Origin of the sequence: Actinosynnema sp. NPDC023587, from assembly GCF_040640215.1 — a bacterium.
Lineage (GTDB): Bacteria > Actinomycetota > Actinomycetes > Mycobacteriales > Pseudonocardiaceae > Actinosynnema.
Map to the genome: position 1 here is coordinate 282,517 of NZ_JBFABG010000005.1, position 22,330 is coordinate 304,846.

Consider the following 22,330-nt stretch of genomic DNA (forward strand, 5'->3'; position numbering starts at 1 on the left):
CGGTGCCCGGCGGGTGTTTCACCCACCGGGAGGCCGACCCCAGCCGGATACACTACGCCCGTAGACGAACCCGTCGCACTCGGAGGAGCAGGATGCCCAAGGTCATCGACCACGACGAACGTCGCGAGCACATCGTGGACGTGACCTGGGGCCTCATCGTCCGCGGTGGTCTGGAAGCCGCCACGATGCGGGAGATCGCCACCGCCGCCGGGTTCGCCAACGGCGCGCTGAAGCGGTACTTCCCCACCAAGGACGACTTGGTGGAGGCCACCTTCGACCGCGCGCTGTCGATGATGAACAAGCACATCTCCGGCTCGCTCACCGACAGCTCGGGCGTGGAGGCGCTGCGCGCCATGTGCTACGGCTCGATGCCGCTGGACGCCAAGCGCGTGACGGCGGGCCGGGTGCTGATGGCGTTCTGGGAGATGTCGTTGTCCAACAAGCACCTGCACGCCCGCTACCAGGAACACCTCAAGACGTGGCGCGGTTTCCTGCACGAGCACATCCGGCGCGGCCGGCAGGACGGGGACATCCTCACCTCGACGCCGGACGACCAGTTGGTCGACGAGATCGTGCTGATGACCGCCGGGGCGAACGTGATGAGCCTGGTGGGCCCGCGCTTCTCGACCCGCAAGCTCCTGCGCCTGCACCTGGACACGTTCTTCGCCCGTCTCGCCGAAGCCTGACGGGCACACCTGTCGGCACGCGTGTCGGTGCACGTGTCGGCGCTACGCCCGCAGGCGAACCCCCCGGGGGCAACATCCGGGGCGACACCCGGTGGGGCAACACCGGCCGGGAGCGCGGAGTGGTGGAACGACGAGGGCGGACCGGGTCGGGGCCGGACCGCCCTCGTCGGCTCAGAACACGCCGGTCAGGAACTCGACCACGGCGGCGTGTGAAACCGGGGAGATCGGCAGATCGGTGTACAGGCCGTAGAAGCCGTGGATCTGGCCGTCGTACTGCTTGTACTCGGTCGGCACGCCCGCGCGCGCCAGCCGGTCCGCGTACTGCTCGCCCTCCGACCGCAGCACGTCGTACTCGGCGGTCAGCACCAGCGCGGGCGGCAGGCCCGTGAGGTCCTTGGACCGCGACGGCAGGAGGTACGGGTCGTCCAGGTCGCGCGGCGAGGACGGGTACTGCCCGAAGAAGAACCGCATCGAGTCGGCCGTCATGCCGTAGCCCTGGGCGCACTCCGCGTAGGAGGTCAGGCCGTCGTCGGCGGGGTGCGCGGTCACCGGGCAGACCAGCACCTGCGCGGCGATCCGGGGCCCGCCCCGGTCCCGGCTGAGCATGGCCACGACGGTCGCCAGGTTGCCGCCCGCGCTCTCGCCGCCCACCGCGATCCGGGAGGCGTCGACGCCGTGGCGGTGACCGTTGCGCGCCAACCACGTCAGCACCGCGTAGCAGTCCTCCGGCGCGGCCGGGAACGGGTTCTCGGGTGCCAGCCGGTACTCGACCGACGCCACCGCGACACCCGCGTCCCGGCACACCCGGCGGTTGGGCAGCTCGTTCTCCTCGACGCCGCCCAGCGTCCAGCCGCCGCCGTGCATCCACACGAACAGCGGCACCGGCCCCTCGACCTCGGGCAGGTACAGCCGCACCCGCAGCTCGCCCGCCGGGCCGGGCACGGCCAGGTCGGTGACCGACCGCACCTCCGGCAGGTCGGCGGGCGGTACGAGCACCGCGGCGAACGCGGCGCGGATCTCGGCCGGGGTCCGGGCGGTCGCGCCCGCCGGCGGTGCGGGAGTCGCCGCGAGCAGCTCGGCGACGGCGGGGTCGAGGGGCGTGGGACCGGTGCTCCTCGTCCGGTGGGTGGTCACCAGGTCCCGTCGGCGTTGACCGCGCGGTCGGTCCACAGCGGGTCGAGCTCCGCGCGGAGTTCCGCGCCGTGGTCGGCGACCAGGCGCAGCGCGCCGAGGTTGTCCTCGAACTGGGCGAGCCTGCTCACGCCGAACAGCACGTTGGCCACGGCCGGGTTGGTCAGGCAGAAGGCGATGGCGACCTGGGCGGCGGTCGCGTCGTAGCGCGCCGCCACCTCGGCGACCCGGTCGGCCGCCTCGCGGATCGCGTCGCGGATTCCACCGGGGTCCGCGCCGATCTTGCGCTCGGGGAACTTGCGGCCGGCGAGGATGCCGCCCTCGAACACGTCGGAGGCCTGGAGCACCAGCCGACCGGAGGTGAAGTGCTCGGCGTAGTACGGGCCCTCGGCCATCGAGCGCCGGGCGATGCTGTACTTGAGCTGCGCGAAGGACGGCGGCGTGAGACCTTCCTTGTCGGCAAAGGCCAGCGCGGTCTCCAGGTCCGAGGCGACCCAGTTGTTCACGCCCCAGGTGTCGAACTTGCCGGCGCGGATCTGCTCCTCGACGTCGGTGACGATCGACGGGATGTCCGGCGGGGACATGTAGTCGCCGACCACGACGCTGTCGGCCTTGTCCACGCCGATGCGCTCCAGCGAGGTCGTCATCTGCTGCGTGAAGCTCGTGGTGGGGTATTCCCACAGCCACAGCTTGCCGCACAGGTGGTAGTCCTCGCGGGCGATGCCGGCCGCGCGCACCGCCTCGCCGAAGATGATGTCGGTGCGGGCCTGCTCGGCGTGCGGGCCCATGTTGTAGTGCGCGACGTCGAACAGGGTCGCGCCGGCGGCCACCGCGTGCCGCAGGAGCGCCACGGCGTCCTCGAACTCCATCCGGTCCCAGGTGTTCCACGAGCCCAGGCCGAACAGCGGCACCTGCGGGCCGCCGGGACCCAACTGCCGGACCGGAACGCGGGGCGCGTCACCCATGAACACTCCTCAGTAGCGGCCGAAAATTTCGTTTAGTCTACACCCATAGACGAAAAAGGGGCAGGGTGCGGCCGGGCTCCGGGACACCGCGTCGAGCGTCCTCGACGGACCCCCGGGACCGCCGCCCGGCCCCCGCCCCGCACCGCTTTCCCCCAGTACCGCGCACCCGCGACGGCCGGGGTCGATATCGTCCCGGACGACACTCCCCACCCCCCGTACCGAGAGGGAGACGCCCGGTGACCGGCCAGCACGACGAGCAGGACCCGGACCGGTCGCCGACCGCCGACCCCGGCGCACCGCGCGACGAACCCGACCGGGTCGTCCACCCCGACGCGGAGGACGCCTCGCCGGACCGGCCGCCCTCGGACGCCGAGCTGATCGCGTCGGTGCGCACCGGCGCGATCCAGGACTACGGGCAGCTCTTCGAGCGGCACGTGACCGCCGCCCGCGGTCTGGCCCGCGCGCTGTCCCGGTCCGCCACCGAGGCCGACGACCTGGTCTCCGAGGCGTTCGCGAAGGTGCTCGACGTGCTGCGCGCCGGCGGCGGCCCCGACGCGGCGTTCCGCCCCTACCTGCTCACCGCGCTGCGGCACACCGCCTACGACAAGACCCGCCGGGACAAGCCGCTGCGGCTGGCCGACGACGTCGCGGCGGTGTCCGGCGTCGAGCAGGCGACCTCGGTGCCGTTCCACGACCCGGCGGTCGCGACGCTGGAGCGGTTCCTGGTGGCCAAGGCGTTCGCCGGCCTGCCGGAGCGGTGGCGGGCCGTGCTGTGGCAGACCGAGATCGAGGGCCAGTCCCCCGCCGAGGTCGCGCCGCTGCTCGGGATGACCGGAAACGGCGTCTCGGCGCTCGCGCACCGGGCCCGGGAGGGGCTCAAGAAGGCCTACTTACAAGCGCACCTGGAGCACCACCCGCCCGGCCGCTGCCGGGCGATCGCGACCAGGCTGGGCGCGTGGACCCGGCACGGCCTCAACCGCCGGGAGAGCGCCCAGGTGGAGGCGCACCTCGACGGGTGCCCGGAGTGCCGGTCGCTGGCCGCCGAGCTCGCCGACGTCAACGGCGCGCTGCGCGCGGTGGTCGCGCCGCTGGTGCTGGGCGCGGGGGTGGGCGGCTACCTGGCCGGCACCGCCGGGACCACCCAGGCGGGGCCGGCGACCGCCTCGACGGCGCACTGGGTGGTCGCCGGCGCGGCCACGGCGGCGGTGGTGACGGCGCTGGTGTGGGGCCTGGGCGCGGGACCGGGACCGGTCACGCCGACCCGGCCCGCCTCGGCTGCGGAGCCCACGACGACCGCGTCGACCGCGATCCCCTCCCCCACCGCCGAATCGGCCGGCGTGACCATCACCGGGACGACCCCCGCAACGACCACCGCGCCGACCACCGGGGCGGAGCCCGCCCCGGTGTCCACCGGGACGACCGCCACCACGACCGGCGCGCCGACCGCGTCGGAGCTGCTGGCCACCGCACCCGCCGGTGTCGCGCTGAGCACCGGCGGCCCGCCGACCGACCTGCCGATCACCGTCCGCAACACCGGTGCGACGCCCGTGCCGGCACCCGCGCTGACCCTCGGCCTGCCGGAGGGCGTCCAGGTGGTCGGGCCGGGTGGCAACCTGCGCCACGGGCCGGTGGTCGGTCTCGACGGCGCGCGGGCGGGGCGGGTGGGCTGCCCGGCGGGCCGGGGCGCGGTGACCTGCGCGGCCGACCGCGAGCTGGCCGGCGGCGAATCGGTGGTGTTCGTGTTCCGCCTGTTGGCCGGACCGAAATCGGCCAGTGGGTCGATCACCGGGACGGCCGACGCGGGCCGGGCCTCGACTCCGATCGTGATCCCGGTCGAGATCCGCCCGGGGAAGTAGCACCGCACCGGCCGGTGCCGGCCGCCGGTCGACTGCCCCGTGTGGGTGCCGACCGTCTCGACAGGCGGCACGCGGAAGGCGTCGGCCGCTGCCCGGCCGGCGTCCGGGAATACCTTTTCCGACCACGGAAAACTCCCGCACCGCTGTTCCGGACGCATTGCCCGGCCGCCGAACGGCCTGCGCCGAGCGGGTGATCCCGAACACCCGAAAACGAAACAGGTCACCGGAACCGACCGCGCCACCCTATGTCGTAACAATGACCGCGCCTTCGGACTACGCCTCTCGCAGTAGTGCGGACCGCCCACTGTCAATTGACGACTTCAGGCCCTTGACGGTTGTTCCGCGCGTCCCCGATGATCGAACGGCTCGCCCGGATTGCGGTCCGCGATTCCGCGCGACCGCTCCGCGAAATCACCGACTTCTCCAGAGGGGGTTTTCGTGCGCGCTCTCGCCCTGTTCGTCGCGGTGCTCCTCGGGGCCTTCCTGGTGGCGGGCGTCGAGGCGGACGCCGACGCCGATCGGTGCGAGACCAGCGGGCAGCACCTCTCCGTCGGAGTGCTGTCGCTCCCGCACACCCACCCCGACCTGGGCTTCGCGGACGAGGCGACACCCGGCGCACCCGCCGTCGCGCTCCGGCGCGACCACGTCCGCTCGGCCGTCGCCGTCCCCGTGACGCCGGCCGCCGGCCGCGTCGACACCCGGGCGGCCCGCGGGCCGCCGGCCGGGCGCTGAATCCCTCGGTAGCACCGCTGTCCACCTGGTGACCGCGGTGTCCCTGTCGCGCCCAAAAAAGGACAAATCCGATGCCCGGCCATTCCCGCGGAATCAGGCAAACCGGTCGACCGCCCGCCCCGGCGACTCGGCGACGACCACCGAAATCCGACCTGAAGTCCGGTTTCCTGGTCGCCCTCATCGCACTCCCGCTGTGCCTGGGCATCGCGGTGGCCAGTGGGTTCCCGCCGATCGCGGGCGTGCTCACGGCCATCATCGGCGGCATCCTGGGCGGGCTCCTCGGCGGCGCGCCGCTGACCGTCAAGGGCCCCGCCGCCGGCCTGATCGTGATCGCCGTCGGCAGCGTGCACGACCTGGGCCAGGGCGACCTGGTGGCGGGCTACCGGCGGGCGCTGGCGGTCGGCGTCGTCGCCGCGCTGGTGCAGATCGCGTTCGGGCTGGTGCGCGCCGCGGGCGTCGGCATCGCCATGTCGCCGTCGGTGGTGCACGGCATGCTCGCCGCGATCGGCGTGATCATCATCGCCAAGCAGGCGCACGTGGCGCTGGGGGTGAAGCCGACCGCCGAGTCACCGTTCGGGCTGCTCGCCGAGATCCCGCACAGCCTGGTGCACGCCAACCCGTTCATCCTGCTGGTCGGCGCGCTGTCGCTGCTCCTGCTGTTCGGGCTGCCCCTGGTGCGCGCCCGGTGGACCGCGCTCGTGCCCGCCCCGCTGGTCGTGCTGGTCGTGGCGATCCCGCTCGGCCTGTGGCTGCACCTGGACCGGCCGCACGACTACACGTTCCTGGGCGCGGACCACCACCTCGGGCCGGAGCACCTGGTGCGGCTGCCCGGCTCGCTGCTCGACGCGATCACCTTCCCGGACTTCTCCCAGGTGTTCAGCGGCACGTCGATCCAGTACATCGTGATGTTCTCGCTGATCGGCACCATCGAGTCGACGCTGACCGTGCTCGCGGTCGACGCGCTGGACCCGGCCAGGCGCACCTCCGACGTCAACCGCGACCTGCTCGCGGTCGGCACCGGCAACCTCGCCTCGGCGCTGATCGGCGGCCTGCCGATGATCTCCGAGATCGTGCGCAGCAAGGCCAACCTGGACGCGGGCGCGCGCAGCCGCTGGTCCAACGTCTGCCACGGCGCGATCCTGCTGCTGTTCGTGGCGCTGGTACCCGGTGTGGTGCAGACGATCCCGCTCGCCGCGCTGGCCGCGATGCTGGTCTACACGGGATTCCGGCTGGCCTCGCCGAAGGAGTTCCGGCACGTGGCCCGGATCGGCTGGGACCAGCTCGCGCTGTTCCTCACCACCCTGGTCGTCACGCTGGCCACCGACCTGCTGGTCGGGGTGGCGTCGGGGCTGGCGCTCAAGCTGGTGCTGCACCTGGCGCGCGGCGTGCGGCTACCCGCGTTCGCGCCCCGGCCGCAGGCGACCACCGTCGGGTCGGTGCTGCGGATCAGGGTGCGCGGCGCGGCGATCTTCCCCGCGCTGCTGCCGGTGCGCAAGCTGATCAGCCGGGCCGGGCCGGAGATCTCCGCGGTCGTCGTGGACGTGCGGGACGTGACGCTGGTCGACCACACGTTCCTGGCCAGGCTGGACGAGCTGGCCCGGGAACTGCCCACCGCCACGCTCACCGTGGAGGGCCTGGACGACCTCACCGCCGCCTCGGACGACCCCCACGCGACCCGCCGGCGGACCCGATGAGCATCGCCGACCTGGTGGCGCGCGCCGCCGAGCTGCTGCCCGAACAGGGCCCGCTCCAGGCGTTCGTGCACCACAACACGCTGCACGCGTTCGAGCACCTGCCGTTCACCGACGCGGTGACCCGCGCGGCCGACGTGTTCGGCACCGAGCCGTACTTGGGCGAGGCCGCGTTCCACCGCTTCCTGGCGTCCGGCCGGATCACCCCCGAGGACCTGGACGCCGTGGTCGCGGCCGAGGTCGTGGACGACGGGGTGCCGGTGGTGCCCGGCGGGCCGACCCTGCGGCGGTTCCACGAAATCCGCCTGCGCCACCACATCGAGGTGCCCCGGGGCCCCGCGCTGCACTGGCTGCTCGCCGAGACCGACGCGGTGGACACCGCCGACCCGAGGTGGGACCTGCTGCGCGGGGCCGCGCCGGTGACCGCCGCGCCGGCGGACCCACCGCGCCCGCGCGACCGGGTGACCGCCGCGACCGGCGTCGACCCGGACCTCCTGGCGCACCCGCTGCTGATCCGGTTCACCGCCGCGTTCCTCGACCAGGGTGTCGCACCCTGGTCGATGCCGGAGCGCGACCACGGGCTGCTGGCCGCGTTCCGGGCGCTCTACGGCCGCGCGGGCGGCCCGCCGGACCCGTTCCTGCGCGGCCTGGCCGCGTGCCTGCGGGACCAGGCCGGCTGGTCGGCCGAGCGCACGATCGCCTGGGCGCTGGACGAGCTCGGGGTGTCCGTAGTGGACCGGGGCGCGGTGATCACCGCGACCCTGCTGTCGTTGCGGGGCTGGGCGGGCATGGTGCGGCAGTTCGAGCTCAGACCCGACCGCGCACCGGTCGCGGCCCGGCCCGCGCGCCTGGTCGACTACCTGGCCGTGCACCTCACCGTCGACCTGTTCGCCACCCGGCACGTGCTCGCCACCGCCCGTCCCCCGGACGTCGCCGCGCCGCGCCCGGAGCTGGAACCGGTCTACGAGGCGTTCGCCCTGGCCCGGCTGATGGACGTGCCGCTGGCCGACCACGACCGGGCCGCGACGTGGCTCGGCGTGGTGGACGGCTGCGACGAGGTGGAGCGCCGCCGGCTGCTGCACCTCGCCTACGAGCGGCGGCACCGCAACGGCGTGCTGGACGGGCTGACCGCCCACCAGCGGCTGGCGGTGCCCGCCGGGACGCCGGCGTTCCAGGCGGTGTTCTGCCTGGACGAGCGCGAGGAGTCGGTGCGCCGGCACCTGGAGGAGTGCTGCCCCTCGGTGGAGACGTTCGGGTACGCCGGGTTCTTCGGCGTGGCCATGGACTACCGGGGCGTGGCCGACGTCCGGTCGCGCCCGCTGTGCCCGGTGGTGGTCACGCCCCGGCACGCCGTGGTGGAGCAGCCGCTCGACCCCGGCCGCGAGCCCCGCCGGTTCCGGGCCCGGTGGACCCGGTCGGTGTCGGCCGGCAGCCGGACCCTGGCCCGGGGCGGGCTGGCCAGCGTGGCGCTGGGCCTGGTGGGACTCGCGTCGCTGGTCGGGCGCTGCCTGTTCCCGCGCGCCGCGCACCGCTGGTCGCACCGGCACGCCCCGGCCGCGCCCACCCGCCTGGTGCTGGGGTTCCCGCCCGCCGAGAGGGCCGACATCGTGTCGGCCGTGCTGCGCACCACCGGGTTGAGCCGCGGGCTCGCGCCGGTCGTGCTGGTCGTCGGGCACGGGTCGTCCAGCCTGAACAACCCGCACGAGTCCGCGCACGACTGCGGTGCGACCGGCGGCGGCCGGGGCGGGCCGAACGCGCGCGCGTTCGCCGCGATGGCCAACGACCCGGCCGTACGCGGTGACCTGGCCGAGCGCGGGATCGTGATCCCCGAGGGGACCTGGTTCGTCGGCGGCTACCACAACACGTGCGACGACACGATGACCTACTACGACGAGGACCTGGTGCCCGCCGGGCACCGGGAACCGTTGCGGGCGGCCGAGAACGCGCTCGCCGAGGCGTGCGCGCTGGCCGCGCACGAGCGGTGCCGGCGGTTCGGGTCCGCGCCGCCGGACCTGGCGGTCGCCGACGCCCTGGCGCACGCCGAGACCCACGCGGTCGACCTCGGCCAGCCCCGCCCGGAGTACGGGCACGCCACCAACGCGGTGTGCGTGGTCGGCCGGCGCGCGCTCACCCGTGGCCTGTTCCTGGACCGGCGGGCGTTCCTGGCCTCCTACGAGCCCGCCGCCGACGCCGACGGCGCGTTGCTGGCCTCGCTGCTCGCGGCGGTCGGCCCGGTGTGCGCGGGCATCAACCTGGAGTACTACTTCAGCTTCGTGGACCCGGCGGGCTACGGCTGCGGGACCAAGCTGCCGCACAACATCACCGGTCTGATCGGGGTGATGGACGGGCACGCGTCCGACCTGCGCACGGGCCTGCCGTGGCAGATGGTGGAGATCCACGAGCCGGTGCGGCTGCTGCTGGTCGTGGAGGCGGCCCCGGAGCGGCTGTCCGCGATCGTGGCGGCGAACCCCGCGCTGGAGCGGCTGGTGTCCGGCGGCTGGATCCAGTTCGCCGCGTGGGTGCCGGAGGAGGGCGCGGTGTTCGTGTTCCAGGACGGGGCTTTCCAGCCGCACGTCCGGGAGCGCACCGCGTTCCCGGTGGTGGCGCGGTCGGTCGAGGTGTACGCGGGCTCCCGCGACCACCTCGGGTGCGCGCACGTGCTGGCCGGTGCCGACGTGCCGGTGCCGGTCCCGTGACCGGCGTCCTGATCGGAGCGGTCGCGGTGCCGTTCGGCGCGTTCCTGCTGCTGGGCCTGGTGTCCTGGGCGGATCTGCCGCTGGGCGAGCGGACCGTGTCGGCGGTGACCGTGCTGTCGGCGGCGACGTCCGCCGGGCTGCTCGGCGTGGTGGCGACGGCGGGACCGGTCGAGGTGCCGCTGGGCACGTGGTTCGAGGGGTTCCCGCTGGTGCTCGTGGCCGACGGGCTGTCGCTGCCGGTGGGCGTGCTGTCCGGGCTGCTGGGCGCGCTGATCGGCGCGTTCTCCCGGCGGTACCTGCACCGCGACCCCGGTTACCGGCGGTTCCACCTGCTGCTGGCGCTGTTCGTGGCGGGCGTGCAACTGGTGGTGCTGGCGGGCACGCTCGACCTGCTGGTCGTCGGCTGGGAGCTGACCGGGCTGGCGTCCGCGCTGCTCATCGCGTTCTTCCACCAGCGGCGCGGACCGGTCGCGCACGGTCTGCGGGCGTTCGTCACCTACCGGCTGTGCGACGTGGGGCTGGTCGGCGCGGCGGTGGTCGTGCACCACGGCGGTCCGCCGCTCGCGGTGGGGTTGCTGCTGCTGTGGGGGGCGATGGGCAAGGCGGCCCAGTTCCCGCTCGGCGGGTGGCTGCCGCGCGCGATGGAGGGACCGACGCCGTCCAGCGCGATCTGCTACGGCGCGATCTCGGTCAGCCTCGGGCCGTACCTGCTGCTGCGCACCGCACCCGAGTGGTCGGCGGCCCCGGCGGTGCCGGTGCTGGTCGCGGTCGTCGGCGGGCTCACCGCGCTGCACGCCACGCTCGTCGGCCGCGCGCAGACCGACATCAAGACGGCGCTGGCGTTCGCGTCCACCACCCAGGTCGGGCTGGTGCTCGTGGAGATCGGCCTGGGCTGGGAGCTGCTCGCGCTGGTCCACCTGCTGGGGCACGCGGCGCTGCGCAGCGCGCAGGTCCTGCGCTCCCCCAGCCTGCTGCACGACCACCACCACCTGGAACAGGCGCTGGGCGAACCGGTCGGCGGCGGTGCCGGGCGCTGGGAACGGTTCACCCCCCGGCCCGCGCGGCTGTGGCTGTACCGCTTCGCGCTGGAGCGCGGGTACCTGGACGCGGTCGTGGTCGACCGGGTGACGGGCGGCCTGGTGCGGCTGGTGCGGCGGTGCGCCGAGGCCGACGAACCCCTCGTGCGGCGGCTGGCGGTGACCCGGTGATCACGGCGGCGGTCGTCGTGGGGTGGCTCGTCACGGCCGTGCTGGTCGGGCGGGAAGCAGATCCTCGTACCGCCCGGCGCAAGGCGGTTTTCGGGGCCACGGCGGTGTTCCTGCTGTCGTCGGCGGCGTTGCCGGGTGGCCTGGTGTGCACCGCGTTCAGCTTGGCCGGGGTGGTGGTGGCGGCGTTGAGCCCGGTCGCCACGCACCCGCCCCGGGTGCTGGCGCGCGCCCTGGTGCTCGTCGGTCTGGCGTGCGCGTTCACCGTCGTGGACGCGCCGGTGGTGCACGCGGTGCTGTGGGCCGCGACCGCCGCCGTGGCGTGGTCGACGGTCCGGGGCCGGTTGTTCGCGGTGTACCACGTGCCCAGCGTGCTGCTGGTGGCCGCCGGTCTGCTGGTCCCGTCGCCGGTCGGCGAGGTGCTGGTGCTGGTCGGGGTCGCGATCCGGGCGGCGGCGGTGCCGGCTCATAGCTGGTTCCCGTGGTTCGTGGCCCGCGCGCCGATGGGTGTGGTGGCGGCGTTCCTGCTGCCGCTCGGGCTGGTCGTGCCGGAGCTGCCGGCCGCCGCCGTGGTGGGCGGGGTCGCGGCCCTGCTCGGCGCGGTGTTCGCGGTGGTGCAGGCGGACGCGTCGCGCGCGTTGGCGTTCCTGCTGGTCAGCGTGAACGGCGTGGTGCTGGTCGACGGGGCGCGGCCGGCCGCCGTGGTGGCGTCGACCGGGCTGGCGATGACCGTCGCGGCGCTGACCGCCCGCCGGGGCGCGCTGTCGTGGGGCACGCCGGCGGGCGATCTGGCCCGGACGCCCCGGCTCGCCGTGGCGTACCTGGGTTTCGGGCTCGTGCTGGCCGGGTTCCCGCTGCTGCCGGGTTTCGCGCACGTCCACAGGCTGCTGGACCACCCCGCGCCGTTCGTCGTGGCGGCGCTCGTGGTGGCGGTCGCGGTCAACGGCATCACCGTGCTGCGCGGGTACTTCGGCCTGTTCGCGGGTCCCGGCGGGAACACCGGCGAACGCGACCTGACGTCGCTGGAGCACTACGCGGTGGCGATCACGTTGTCGCTGCTCGTCCTGGGGGGTCTGGCTCCCGGCTTGACCGGGTGGTGACGGGTGGGCCCGCCGCCCGACCACGGCGGGCCTACCCTGGGGCCGGTGGGGGTCATGTTCACGCGCGCGGACCGGCTCGCGTTGGCGTACACCGATTTCGGCGGCACGGGGACGTTCGTGCTCGCCCTGCACGGGACGTTCGGTCGCGGTGCGGTGTTCGCCCGGCTCGCCGCCGACCTGGCGGGCCGGGCCCGCGTCGTCGCACCCGACCAGCGGGGGCACGGGTCCAGCGGGCGGGCCGCCGACTACGCGCGCGACGCGTTCGTCGAGGACGCGGCCGACCTGCTCGACCACCTCGCGCTCGGCCCCGCCGTGGTGCTGGGGCACTCCTCGGGCGGCATCACCGCGTACCAGCTCGCGGCGCGCCGGCCGGACCTGGTCTCGGCGCTGGTCGTGGAGGACGTCGGCCCGCTGATGCGGCCCCCGGAGATCCCGCACCCGGTGCTGGACGTGCGGGGCTGGCCGGCGTCCGCACCGACCCACGACGACCTGGCCCGCGCGATCGAGGCGCACGTGCCGGACAGCGCGTACTTCATGGCGAGCGCGGTCGCGGACGGCACGGGCCGGCGGCTGCTGTTCGACTGGGACGACATGATGGCCGTCCAGGAGGGCTGCGTCGGCGACTGGTGGCCGGACTGGCTCGGGTCGACGTGCCCGGCGCTGGTGCTGCACGGCGGCCGGAGCCCGTTGCTGCCGGGGTGGCTCGCCCGGGACATGGTCGACCGCCGGCCGGGCACCCGGCTGGTCGAGTTCCCGGGTGCGGGTCACTGGATCCACGACGACGACCCGGCCGGCGTCGCCCGCGCGGTGGGCGATTTCCTCGCCGATCCGACCGTCCCGGGATCGCCGCGCGACCTTCGGGGCGAGCGGCGCTGATGCGCCATGCCGGCGGCGGCCCGGTCCGGCAGCGGCGCGCGGTGCGGCCACCGGACGGTGATCCGGCGGCATAACCGATTGCGGCGCGCGCCCGCTTGATCGAGCATGGGGCACCGGAGCACGTCGGCGACAGTGGAGAGCAGATGGCGGAGCACACCTACCGGGTCATGGTGCGTGGCCGGTTCACCGACCTCGACGAGGGCGGGCGGGCCCGGCTGCTGGCCGCCGTCGACCGGCACGGCGTGCTCACCAACGGGTTCTCCGAGCAGGGCGCGCTGTCCTACGACCGCGCACTGGACTTCTTCAGCTACCGCGTCCAGTTCCGCGCCGAGGTGGGCGACGACGACCGCGCGGTGCGCGATCGCGGCCTCGGGCTCGCCGCGCGGGCGGTCGAGGAGTTCGGCGTGGACTTCCGCGACCTGCGCGCGTCGGCGACGGACGTCGACCTGATGAAGGTCAACCGCCCCAAGCGGCGCGGGTGAGCGGCCCCGACGTACCCGACGTCCGCGTCGTGCACCTGACCGGCGCGGTGTTCCGGGCGCTCGCGGACGGCGACGCGGCCACCGCGAGCGCGGCCTCCCCCGTGCCGCTGCCCGACTACTTCGCGGGCCCGGAGTGGCGCGGGGTGTGGCGGATGCGGCACCGGCAGGCCGAGGAGGACCCGGCGAGCGCGGCGTGGGTGACCGGCGTCATCTGGGACGAGCGGCGGAACCTGGCCGTGGGCCGGGCGGGTTACCACGGCCCGCCCGACGTCGACGGCGTGGTCGAGATCGGCTACGCGGTGCAGCCGGAGCACCGCCGGCGCGGCTACGCCCGTGCCGCCCTGGAAGCCCTGCTGCGCCGTGCCGCCGAGGAGCCCGGCGTGCGCACGGTCCGGGTCACCATCAGCCCCGACAACGTCGCCTCCTACCGGCTCGTGACCCAGTACGGGTTCGTGGAGAACGGCGAGCAGTGGGACGAGGAAGACGGCTTGGAGATCATCTACGAACGCCCGGCCCGCTAGGGGGTGTCCTGTTCGTCCGCCGCCCCGATCCAGGCAGGCGGTCATGCCGCGTGGAGGACGAAGAACTAGAGAGCTCGCGGGTCTCCAGCGGTAAGAAGTCGTCGGGGAACAGCTCTCGCGCGGCCGGCACGGGTCGGGGTTCAGGTGCCCGGTCCTCAGGTCCGCATCGGCACCGAGCCGCCGCCGGGCCTCGTCGAGCATCCCGGCGCGAACTCCCAGGGCGAACTCCCAGGGCGAGGTCAGCCCACCACCACGTTGCCGGGCGTGTTCTCCCGGGCACCGGTGTAGTAGTCCCGGATGCACTCGTACCAGACTTCCCTCGGCACCCGGTCGGACGACGCGCTCAGCACGTCGAACAGCTCGCCGGACTTCCCCCGGTCGAACCCCGCCGCCGCCGTCATCGCGACGAAGTCGACCCGCGTCACGAGCCCGTCCCCGTCCGGGTCCCCGTACCCGGCGACCGCGTCCGCGTACTCCTCGACGACCTCGGCGAACCGGCCCGGCGACGACACCGACGCCCGGAACTCGTCCACGGTCACGGTGGCGTCGCCGTCGGCGTCCGACTCGGCGGCCAGGGCCGTCCAGAACGAACGGCACGCCGCGACGAGCGCCTCCCGCGCCTCCGGGCGGCCGTCGGGCACCGACTTGACGAGCCGCTCGGCCAGCAGCGCGAAGTCGTTCACGTCGATCCGGCCGTTGCGGTCCACGTCCAGGAGTTCGAAGAACAACCCGATGCGCCGGTCGGCTTGCGCAGACATACCCCGCACGTCCTTCCACAGTGGACCGGCACCCGTCGCGGCCTGGCCGACCACGCGGTGCCGAGAACGGTCCCATGGTCCACCGCACCCCGCCCCCGCACGGCCCGACTCGCGGCCTCCCCACCGGACGAGTGAACCCCGCTGCGGTCATCCGGTCGGGGTGCCGCGCATTTCCAGGGTGATCTGCGTGGCGTCGATGTTGCGCAGTGCGGTGGACAGCGCGTCGGCGTCGAACGTGCCGTCGTCACGGGCGTCGAGGAGTGCTTCCCGTTGCGCGGCGAGCACGGCGAGGCGGTGTTGTGCGTCCGACGTGCCTTCCCGTCGCGGGGTGTCGCGGGCGGCGTCGCGCAGCAGCGACAGGATCTCCTGCCGTTCGGTGTTCTGCTCGCGCGCATCCGCCGGACCGGTTTGAGCGGGGAACAGCCGGGTGACCAGGAGGCCGACCGTTCCGCCCTGCACCAGCAGCGACAGGGTCGCCACGGTGAAGGCGACGAACACGAGCAGCGGCCGGTGCGGGGTGTCCGGCGGGAGGGTCTGGGCGGCGGCGACGGTGATCGCGCCGCGCATCCCCGCCCACACCACGACCACGCCCTCCCGGACGCCCAGTGGCTGGCTGAGCAGGTAGTCGATGTCGGCGAGCGAGCGGCGGATCCGCGTGGCGACGCGCTCCAGGTCGCGTTCGGTGGGCCGACGGCGGGCGAGGTGCCGGTGGGGCGGGACGAGTTCGCCCGCTTCCAGGCGTTCGCCGACCGCCGCGATGCGGGGCTGGAGCGCCTGCCCGTGCGACGCGCGCCGTCCCAGCGCCCACAGCAGCGGTGCGACGTAGGCGGCGCGGACGAGCAGGGTCACGGCCAGCGCGCAGGCCGCGATCCCGACGGCGGTGCCGATGCCGGTGTGCTCGCGCTGCACCTCGCCCAGGACGGTGGAGAGCTGGAGCCCCATCCCGAGGAAGACCACCCCTTCGAGGACGAGTTCGACCGTCGCCCAGTTCTGCGCGTCCGACACCCGGTGCTGGGGCGGCAGGACGCGCGGTGCCCGGGAGCCGGTGATCAGGCCCGCCACCACGGCGGCGACGAGGCCGGAGCTGCCGAGCAGCTCGGCCGGCACGGCTGCCGCGAACGGGACGGTGAACGACAGGATCGTGTTCACCGTCGCGTCGCGCACGCGCCGGCGCACCGCGAGGTTCCCTCGCCCGACCACGGCTCCGATCGCGACCGCGACCGCGATGGCGTACGCGAAGGTGCCCACCGCGTCCCAGAAGGAGAACGCCGCCGCGGTGGCCACGACGGCGGTGCGCAGCAGCACCAGCGCGGTGGCGTCGTTGAGCAGGCTCTCGCCGTCGAGGATCACCAGGGCGCGGCGGGGCAGGCCGGTGCCCTTGATGATCGAGGTCGCGACGGCGTCGGTGGGGCTGATGATCGCCCCGAGCGCGACGCCCCACACGAACCCGAGGTCGGGGACGAGCCAGGTGAACAACGCGCCGAGCACCAGCGCGCTCGCGACGACCAGCAGCACCGACAGGCCGCTGATGGCCCGGAACTCGCGGCGGAAGTTCATGGCGGGCATGGACACCGCGGACGAGTAGAGCAGCGGCGGCAGCAACCCCTGGAGGATCCACTCCGGGTCGATCTCCACGCCTTCGAGCACCGGGGCCACGGCCACGGCGATGCCCACCAGCACCAGCACCAGCGGAGCCGCGACGCCCAGCCGGGGAGCGAGCACCGCCGCAGCGGCGATGACGACGAGTGCCAGGACCCCGACGGCGACGACCTCCAGCACGCACCCTCCTCCGCGGTAGTGCCCCCATGCTGGAGCACGCACCCGCATCGCGCCCTGCGGCCGATGGCAGCGGGAGGGGGCGGCGGGGGTCTTCATGACCACGTCGGCAAGCTCGGCGAGCCCCGGCCCCGGTCCCGGTCCCGACGACATCGCGGAGGTGGTCGTACCCCTCGCGTCCGACCGAGACGCGCTGACTGCGGGTGACGACCCCCATCGGCCGAACAGAGGGACAGGTACACCCGAAAGGGGGTGTCGACACGGCAGCCCTCTCCGCACTTTTGCGGAACCGCGACGTACAGTCTGTCGTCACCCCCGAGCACCGCGAGGCAGGAGCACCACCCGACCATGGCCAAGACCGTCGACCCCGCCCGCGTCGAGCAGGACGCCCGCGCCCGCTACGCCGAACTCCGCGCCACCCCCGCCGCACCCGCCGGCGAGGTCGACGAGCACACCGCCCGCTACACCGACGTCCTGCGCCGCGCCCGCCTCATCGCGGCCAGCGACGGCCTCGCCGACGCCGTCACCGCCCACCTCGCCGGCAAGGGCATCCGGACCCGCACCGACCAGGTCCGCGTCGATCCCGCCGAGGACGGCCACCAGGTCATCGCCCTGGCCTGCGCCCTCGGGGACACCCCGGCCCTGCTCCCCCTGCACCCCGGCGGCACCGCGCTGCGCCTCTACCCCGCCGGCACCGACCTCCGGCTCACCGGACCGCCCCTGGTCACCGTCGACCTCCCCGACACCGCCCGCGCGGCGGACCACTGGGTCAGCGCCGCCACCATCGCCGACGCCCTCGAACAGCACTTGCGCTGACTCCGGGATCAGCGCCGCAGGCGCACCGGCAGGCTGTCGTGGCCGTTGGAGATGAACGACCGCACCGGGCGCAGCTCCCCCGGCGGCACGGACAGCGCGAGGTCCGGGAACCGCTCGAACAGGGCGGGCAGGGCGATCCCCGCCTCCAGGTGCGCCAGCGACACGCCCAGGCAGTAGTGCGCGCCGTACCCGAAGGACAGGTGCGCCTTGTCGGCACGCGCGATGTCGAAGTCGTCGGCGGTGGGCCCGTGCAGGCCCGGGTCGCGGCTCGCCGCCGCGTAGGAGGCCAGGATCGCCTCGCCCCGGCGGATCGGCACGCCGGCCACCACCAAGTCCTCCACCGCGTAGCGCAGCGGCAGGTTCGCGACCGGTGCCTGCCAGCGCAGCGTCTCGTCGACCACGTCGCGCCAGCTCCGCTCGCCGGACCGGACCAGCGCGAGCTGCCCGGGGTGGGTCAGCAGCGCGGTGATCGCGTGGTCGAGCAGGTTGACGGTGGTCTCGTGACCGGCGGCGATGAACAGGATCAGGGTGTCCACCAGCTCCGTCTCGGTCAGCCGGCCGTCGCCCTCGTCGCGGACCGCGATCAGCTCGCTGGTCAGGTCGTCGCCCGGGTCCCGGCGGCGGGCGGCGACCAGCTCCTCCAGGATTCGGTGGACGTCGATCCGGTTGGCCGTGGCCGCCTCGGGGGTCGCGGTGGTGTCGAAGATGATGTCCACGGCCCGGCGCAGGCCGGGGCGGGCGTCGTCGGGCACGCCGATGAGCCGGCAGATCACCTCGATCGGCAGCGGGTTGGCGTACCCGGCGCGCAGGTCGGTCTCGACCGGGCCGGCCGCGAGGTCGGCCAGCAGCCCGGCGGCGATCGCCTCCACGGTGGTGCGCAACGCCTCGGCGCGGCGCGGCGTGAACGCCCGGGACACCAGGGACCGGAGCCTGCGGTGGTCGGTCCCGTAGGCGGTGAACATGTTCTCGACGGACACCCAGATGTGCAGCGGCCAGTCGTCCGGGACCTCCCGCTCCCGCAACGCGGACCAGTGCCGGCGCGCGTCCTTGGAGACGCGGGGATCGCCGAGGAGCTGCCTGAGCAGGTCGATCCGGTTGACCGACCAGGCGACCACGCCGCCGGGCAGCTCGACCCGGGTCACTGGTCCGCGTGCCCGCAGCCGGGCACCCTCGGCGTGGATGTCGCGGCCGGCGGGGTCCAACCGTAAGGGCTCCATGCACCAATCGTGACCGCCCCGGCACCGTGGGTAAATACCCCGAATGACGGGCCTACCCCGGGTGGCCGCCGAGCAGCGACTCCCCCAGCCCGGTGAGGGAGTGCACGGTCTGGGTGCCGTACCGGCTGGTCCGCAACAACCCGGCGGCCCGCAGCACGCCCGTGTGCCGGCTGACCGAGGCGGGCGACGTGCCGACGCGGCGGGCCAGTTCCGTCGTCCCCGCACCGGTCCGCGCGCACTCCAGCACCGCGCTGCGGGTCGGCCCGAGCAACGCGTCCAGGCTGCGCGCCGCCGCACCCCGCCACCGGTCGGTGTCCGCCAGCGGGTACACCAGCACGGGCGGTGCGGCGGGGTCTTCCAGCGTGCACGCCCGGAATCGCCCGAAATACGACGGAACCAGGCGCAGCCCCCTCCCCCGCAACGGGAGTTCGCGGTCCTCCGGGTGGTCGACCTCCAACACCGGTGACCGCCACCGGGCATACGGACCGAGCCCGGCGAGCAGGCCGTGCACGCCCCCGTCCACCAGGTCCCGGGCGCGCCGCGCGCGGTCCGCGTTCACGCTTTCCCGGATCACCTCCGAATACGGCGCGACGAGCCGGGAATGCAGATAGCGCATCATCTCGGCGAGCACCGCGACCGCCCGCCGGTCACCCGTCGCCAACGGCTTCGCCCACTCGGGCAACGGCCCGAAGCGGATCAGTTGCGAGCGGACCCGGCCCTCCGGTGTGGTGCGCAGCGCGGCCAGTCCCGGCTCCAGACCGGCGGCCGACTCGGGCGGTGTGAGCAGGTCCGGAGCGGGCGACAGCAGGTGCAGCACGCGCACCGCCGGACTGCGGGAATCGAGTTTTTTTCGCACTTCCAGTGCCCACTCGTGAAACGTGGGCGGGTGATCCCGGTCCCGCAGTCGAGAACCACCCAGCACCACCTCCCACAACGGGTCGGCGGTCGGTGCCACGGTTGTGCGCACCAGGTCGTCAGTGGTGAAGATGAGGCGCAGCACGGATCCCCCCGTGGGTGAGCTTCCCCTGCCCCCATTGTTCTCCCGAACTTTCGTCGTAGTGCAACATCCTGGTCAGGTTCACCCACAGGGAGGAAGGTCGGTTGCGCTCCAACCGTTCCATTCAGGGGGATTACATGAACAGGATCACCAAAATCACACTCGGTGCGGCCACGCTCGCCATGCCCGCGTTGCTGCTCGCCGCACCGGCCGACGCCGCGCCCAAGGACGACGGGGCGGCACCGCGGCACGCGGCGTGCGGCAGCCCCGCGCCGCAGAACCGCGACCCGATCTCCGCCATCACCGGCGGGACGGCCGGAGCGCGCATCCGCTCGGGCTCCGCCGTCGGCTGCACGGCGCGCGGGTCCATCCAACCGAGCCACCGCCTGGACTACTACTGCTACACCACCGGCAACGACAACTACACCTGGACCTACCTGCGCGACGTCGACACGCGGGTGCAGGGCTGGGTCCGGGACGACCTCCTGCCGAACAACGGCAGCAACTACCTCTGCTGATCCCGCGCGGTCGCCGGCCCGGCGCGGACGAGCGCCGAGCCGGACGACCACCGCTTTCCGAAATCCGGTTCCGCGCCAGGCCGGTCCACGTGGACCGGCCTGGCGCGTCCGCGCCCTGGAGTCCCGCGCCACTGCCGCCCGGTACCCCGGCGCGCATCGACGTGCCCCGGTCCGAACGACCCTGCGACTCGGGGAAAACGACTGTCCACTCTGGACAGAACAGTGGACTTACCGCACGACAGCGGACAATTCACGACGTAAGCCGCATACCACGGGATGCCTTGACAAGCCTCGTGGTCTAGTCCAATTCTGATGGCCGGCCGCCACCGCCGGACCCCACCCGGGTCCGCGTCCCTCCCCCTGCTGGAGCGCACATGCGTCCGACCAGAGTCCTGGTACTCCTGGTGGCCCTGCTCACCTCCCTGACCTTCGTGCCGACGGTCGCCACCGCGGCGGCCACGCCGCTGCCCGCCCGGGTCTTCGCGCCCTACTTCGAGGCGTGGACCGGCGAGAACCCGGCCACCCTCGCCCAGCAGTCCGGTGCCAAGTACCTCACCTTCGCCTTCCTCCAGACCGCCGCCAAGGGGTCGTGCACGCCGCTGTGGAACGGCGACGCCGGGATGCCGGTGTCGTCGAGCGTGTTCGGCAGCGAGATCAACGCCCTGCGCGCCAACGGCGGCGACGCCATCCCGTCGTTCGGCGGGTACACCGCCGACCACACCGGCACCGAGATCGCCGATAGCTGCACCGACGTGGCCAAGATCGCCGCCGCGTTCCAGAGCGTCATCACCACCTACGACGTGAGCCGGCTCGACCTGGACATCGAGGTCGAGGCGCTGGACAACGCCGCCGGCATCGACCGCCGCAACAAGGCGATCAAGATGACCCAGGACTGGGCCGCCGCCAACGGCCGCACCATCCAGTTCTCCTACACGCTGCCGACCACGCCGACCGGTCTCGCGCCCAGCGGCCTCGCGGTGCTGCGCAACGCGGTCACCAACAACGCCCGCATCGACGTCGTGAACCTGATGACGTTCGACTACTACGACGGCCGCCAGCACCAGATGGCCGAGGACACCAAGACCGCCGCGCAGGGCCTGGTCGACCAACTCGCCACGCTGTGGCCGGGCAAGACCGAAGCCCAGCGGTGGGCGATGGTCGGCGTCACCGAGATGATCGGCGTGGACGACTACGGCCCCTCCGAGACCTTCCACGTCGCCGACGCCCGCACCGTGTACGACTGGGCGATCGCGAAGGGCATCAACACCCTGTCGTTCTGGGCGCTCCAGCGCGACAACGGCGGCTGCCCCGGCGGCGCGGCGGCGGACCACTGCTCCGGCATCCCGCAGAGCACGTGGGAGTTCACCCGCATCTTCGCGCCGTTCAGCGGTGGCGGGACCCCGAACCCGGTCAACGACTTCACGCTCGCCGTCTCCCCGTCGTCGGCGGCCGTCGACCCCGGCGGCTCGGCCACCGCGACGGTGCGCACGGCGGTCGCCTCCGGCACCGCCGAGACGGTGACCCTGACCGCGGGTCCGGCGCGCACCGGCCTCACCGCCACCCTGTCGGCGGGCAGCGTCACCGCAGGGGGCTCGGCGACGGTGACCGTGGCGGCGGCGGCCACGGCGGTGCCCGGCGACTACGCGTTCACCGTCACCGGCACCAGCCCGTCGGCCACGCACTCGGCCTCGTTCTCGGTGCGGGTCAAGGGCACCGCGCCCGGCGGCGCGGTGGTCAACGGCGGCTTCGAGGACGGCGGGCTGACCCCGTGGACGGCCCCGGGCGGCGCGATCGTCGGCACCCCCGCGCACTCCGGCACGCACGCGCTCCAGGTCACGCCCAGCGGTTCGGGCAACGGGCAGGCGTCGCAGGCGGTCACCCTCACGCCGGGCAAGGCGTACACGCTCAAGGCGTGGGTGCGCGGCGACTACGCGTTCGTCGGGGTGAGCGGCGGGGCGACCGCCAGCGCCTGGACGTCGGCGAGCGACTGGACGCAGTTGTCCATCCCGTTCACCACCGGGTCCTCGGGCACGGTCACGGTGTACGTGCACGGCTGGTACGGCCAACCGCCGATCTTCGCGGACGACTTCACGATCTCCTAGTGCCGGCGGAAAACGGCGGTGGTGTCCCGATCAGGGGCGCTCCCGCCGTTTTCCGGTTATGTCCCTTTCCGCCGTGAATTCCCTTTCACCACTTCACAGTTCGTTTCGCCCCTTGGGACACCCGGTTGTCGCGACAACTTTCCCCTATCAACGTCACCGCTGGTCAGACAGCGTTTCGACACCGCGTCGACCACGCTGTGCGACC

19 protein-coding genes are annotated in these 22,330 nt (G+C 73.8%); 13 read left to right on the forward strand and 6 right to left on the reverse strand.

Annotated elements, in window-relative coordinates:
- The first annotated feature begins 92 nt into the window (after positions 1-92).
- The gene (locus AB0G01_RS16960; RefSeq protein WP_360946088.1) at positions 93-686 is read left to right on the forward strand and encodes a TetR/AcrR family transcriptional regulator; all 594 of its coding nucleotides are present in this window, start codon (positions 93-95) and stop codon (positions 684-686) included.
- 171 nt (positions 687-857) lie between these two features.
- On the opposite strand, the gene AB0G01_RS16965 is transcribed toward AB0G01_RS16960, so the two are convergent.
- Entirely contained in the window at positions 858-1,820 is a 963-nt protein-coding gene (locus tag AB0G01_RS16965) for an alpha/beta hydrolase (RefSeq protein WP_360946091.1), read from the reverse strand.
- Complete coding sequence (locus tag AB0G01_RS16970; RefSeq protein WP_360946094.1) at positions 1,817-2,782, reverse strand: aldo/keto reductase; 966 nt, start codon at positions 2,780-2,782, stop codon at positions 1,817-1,819. Before AB0G01_RS16970 ends, AB0G01_RS16965 begins: the two co-directional genes overlap by 4 nt.
- A 236-nt stretch (positions 2,783-3,018) precedes the next feature.
- On the opposite strand from AB0G01_RS16970, the gene AB0G01_RS16975 reads away from it, so the two are divergent.
- From AB0G01_RS16975 to AB0G01_RS17015, 9 genes are all read left to right on the forward strand, one after another.
- Positions 3,019-4,638: a sigma-70 family RNA polymerase sigma factor gene (locus AB0G01_RS16975; protein ID WP_360946097.1), complete on the forward strand. Its 1,620-nt coding sequence runs from the start codon at positions 3,019-3,021 to the stop codon at positions 4,636-4,638.
- Positions 4,639-5,076: 438 nt separating this feature from the next.
- Positions 5,077-5,370 (forward strand): hypothetical protein, encoded by a 294-nt coding sequence (locus AB0G01_RS16980; RefSeq protein ID WP_360946100.1) that lies wholly within the window; start codon positions 5,077-5,079, stop codon positions 5,368-5,370.
- Between the two features lie 71 nt (positions 5,371-5,441).
- Positions 5,442-7,064, forward strand: a complete 1,623-nt coding sequence (locus AB0G01_RS16985) for a SulP family inorganic anion transporter (RefSeq protein ID WP_360946103.1) — start codon at positions 5,442-5,444, stop codon at positions 7,062-7,064.
- Positions 7,061-9,757 carry a DUF2309 domain-containing protein gene (locus AB0G01_RS16990; protein ID WP_360946106.1) on the forward strand — a complete coding sequence of 899 codons (2,697 nt, stop codon included), beginning with the start codon at positions 7,061-7,063 and terminating at the stop codon, positions 9,755-9,757. The genes AB0G01_RS16985 and AB0G01_RS16990 overlap by 4 nt, the downstream gene beginning before the upstream one ends.
- On the forward strand, positions 9,754-10,965 hold the full coding sequence (locus tag AB0G01_RS16995; protein ID WP_360946109.1) for a proton-conducting transporter membrane subunit: 1,212 nt from the start codon (positions 9,754-9,756) through the stop codon (positions 10,963-10,965). The genes AB0G01_RS16990 and AB0G01_RS16995 overlap by 4 nt, the downstream gene beginning before the upstream one ends.
- Complete coding sequence (locus tag AB0G01_RS17000) at positions 10,962-12,062, forward strand: hypothetical protein (RefSeq protein WP_360946112.1); 1,101 nt, start codon at positions 10,962-10,964, stop codon at positions 12,060-12,062. The genes AB0G01_RS16995 and AB0G01_RS17000 overlap by 4 nt, the downstream gene beginning before the upstream one ends.
- 54 nt (positions 12,063-12,116) lie before the next feature.
- A complete protein-coding gene (locus tag AB0G01_RS17005) occupies positions 12,117-12,938 on the forward strand; it encodes an alpha/beta hydrolase (protein ID WP_360946499.1) in 822 nt (273 codons plus the stop codon).
- A 143-nt stretch (positions 12,939-13,081) separates the two neighbouring features.
- Positions 13,082-13,420: a DUF6204 family protein gene (locus AB0G01_RS17010; RefSeq protein ID WP_360946115.1), complete on the forward strand. Its 339-nt coding sequence runs from the start codon at positions 13,082-13,084 to the stop codon at positions 13,418-13,420.
- Positions 13,417-13,941 (forward strand): GNAT family N-acetyltransferase, encoded by a 525-nt coding sequence (locus AB0G01_RS17015; RefSeq protein WP_360946118.1) that lies wholly within the window; start codon positions 13,417-13,419, stop codon positions 13,939-13,941. Before AB0G01_RS17010 ends, AB0G01_RS17015 begins: the two co-directional genes overlap by 4 nt.
- Positions 13,942-14,180: 239 nt before the next feature.
- Here AB0G01_RS17015 and AB0G01_RS17020 read toward each other — a convergent pair whose 3' ends face one another.
- Both AB0G01_RS17020 and AB0G01_RS17025 read right to left on the reverse strand, forming a co-directional pair.
- Complete coding sequence (locus tag AB0G01_RS17020) at positions 14,181-14,699, reverse strand: EF-hand domain-containing protein (protein WP_360946121.1); 519 nt, start codon at positions 14,697-14,699, stop codon at positions 14,181-14,183.
- A gap of 147 nt (positions 14,700-14,846) precedes the next feature.
- Positions 14,847-16,478, reverse strand: coding sequence for a cation:proton antiporter (locus AB0G01_RS17025; RefSeq protein ID WP_360946124.1), 1,632 nt, complete (start codon positions 16,476-16,478; stop codon positions 14,847-14,849).
- 345 nt (positions 16,479-16,823) lie between these two features.
- Between AB0G01_RS17025 and AB0G01_RS17030 the strand changes: the two genes are divergently transcribed.
- Positions 16,824-17,291, forward strand: a complete 468-nt coding sequence (locus AB0G01_RS17030) for a hypothetical protein (RefSeq protein WP_360946127.1) — start codon at positions 16,824-16,826, stop codon at positions 17,289-17,291.
- 8 nt (positions 17,292-17,299) lie between these two features.
- Here the strand turns inward: AB0G01_RS17030 and AB0G01_RS17035 are convergent, their stop codons facing one another.
- Together AB0G01_RS17035 and AB0G01_RS17040 are read right to left on the reverse strand one after the other, a co-directional pair.
- Positions 17,300-18,508 carry a cytochrome P450 gene (locus AB0G01_RS17035; RefSeq protein ID WP_360946130.1) on the reverse strand — a complete coding sequence of 403 codons (1,209 nt, stop codon included), beginning with the start codon at positions 18,506-18,508 and terminating at the stop codon, positions 17,300-17,302.
- A gap of 52 nt (positions 18,509-18,560) precedes the next feature.
- Positions 18,561-19,508, reverse strand: a complete 948-nt coding sequence (locus AB0G01_RS17040) for a winged helix-turn-helix domain-containing protein (RefSeq protein WP_360946133.1) — start codon at positions 19,506-19,508, stop codon at positions 18,561-18,563.
- 134 nt (positions 19,509-19,642) lie between these two features.
- Here AB0G01_RS17040 and AB0G01_RS17045 point away from each other — a divergent pair, with 134 nt between their 5' ends.
- Together AB0G01_RS17045 and AB0G01_RS17050 are read left to right on the forward strand one after the other, a co-directional pair.
- Positions 19,643-20,023, forward strand: coding sequence for an SH3 domain-containing protein (locus AB0G01_RS17045; RefSeq protein WP_360946136.1), 381 nt, complete (start codon positions 19,643-19,645; stop codon positions 20,021-20,023).
- A gap of 374 nt (positions 20,024-20,397) precedes the next feature.
- The gene (locus AB0G01_RS17050; protein WP_360946139.1) at positions 20,398-22,125 is read left to right on the forward strand and encodes a carbohydrate binding domain-containing protein; all 1,728 of its coding nucleotides are present in this window, start codon (positions 20,398-20,400) and stop codon (positions 22,123-22,125) included.
- Positions 22,126-22,330 lie beyond the last annotated feature (205 nt).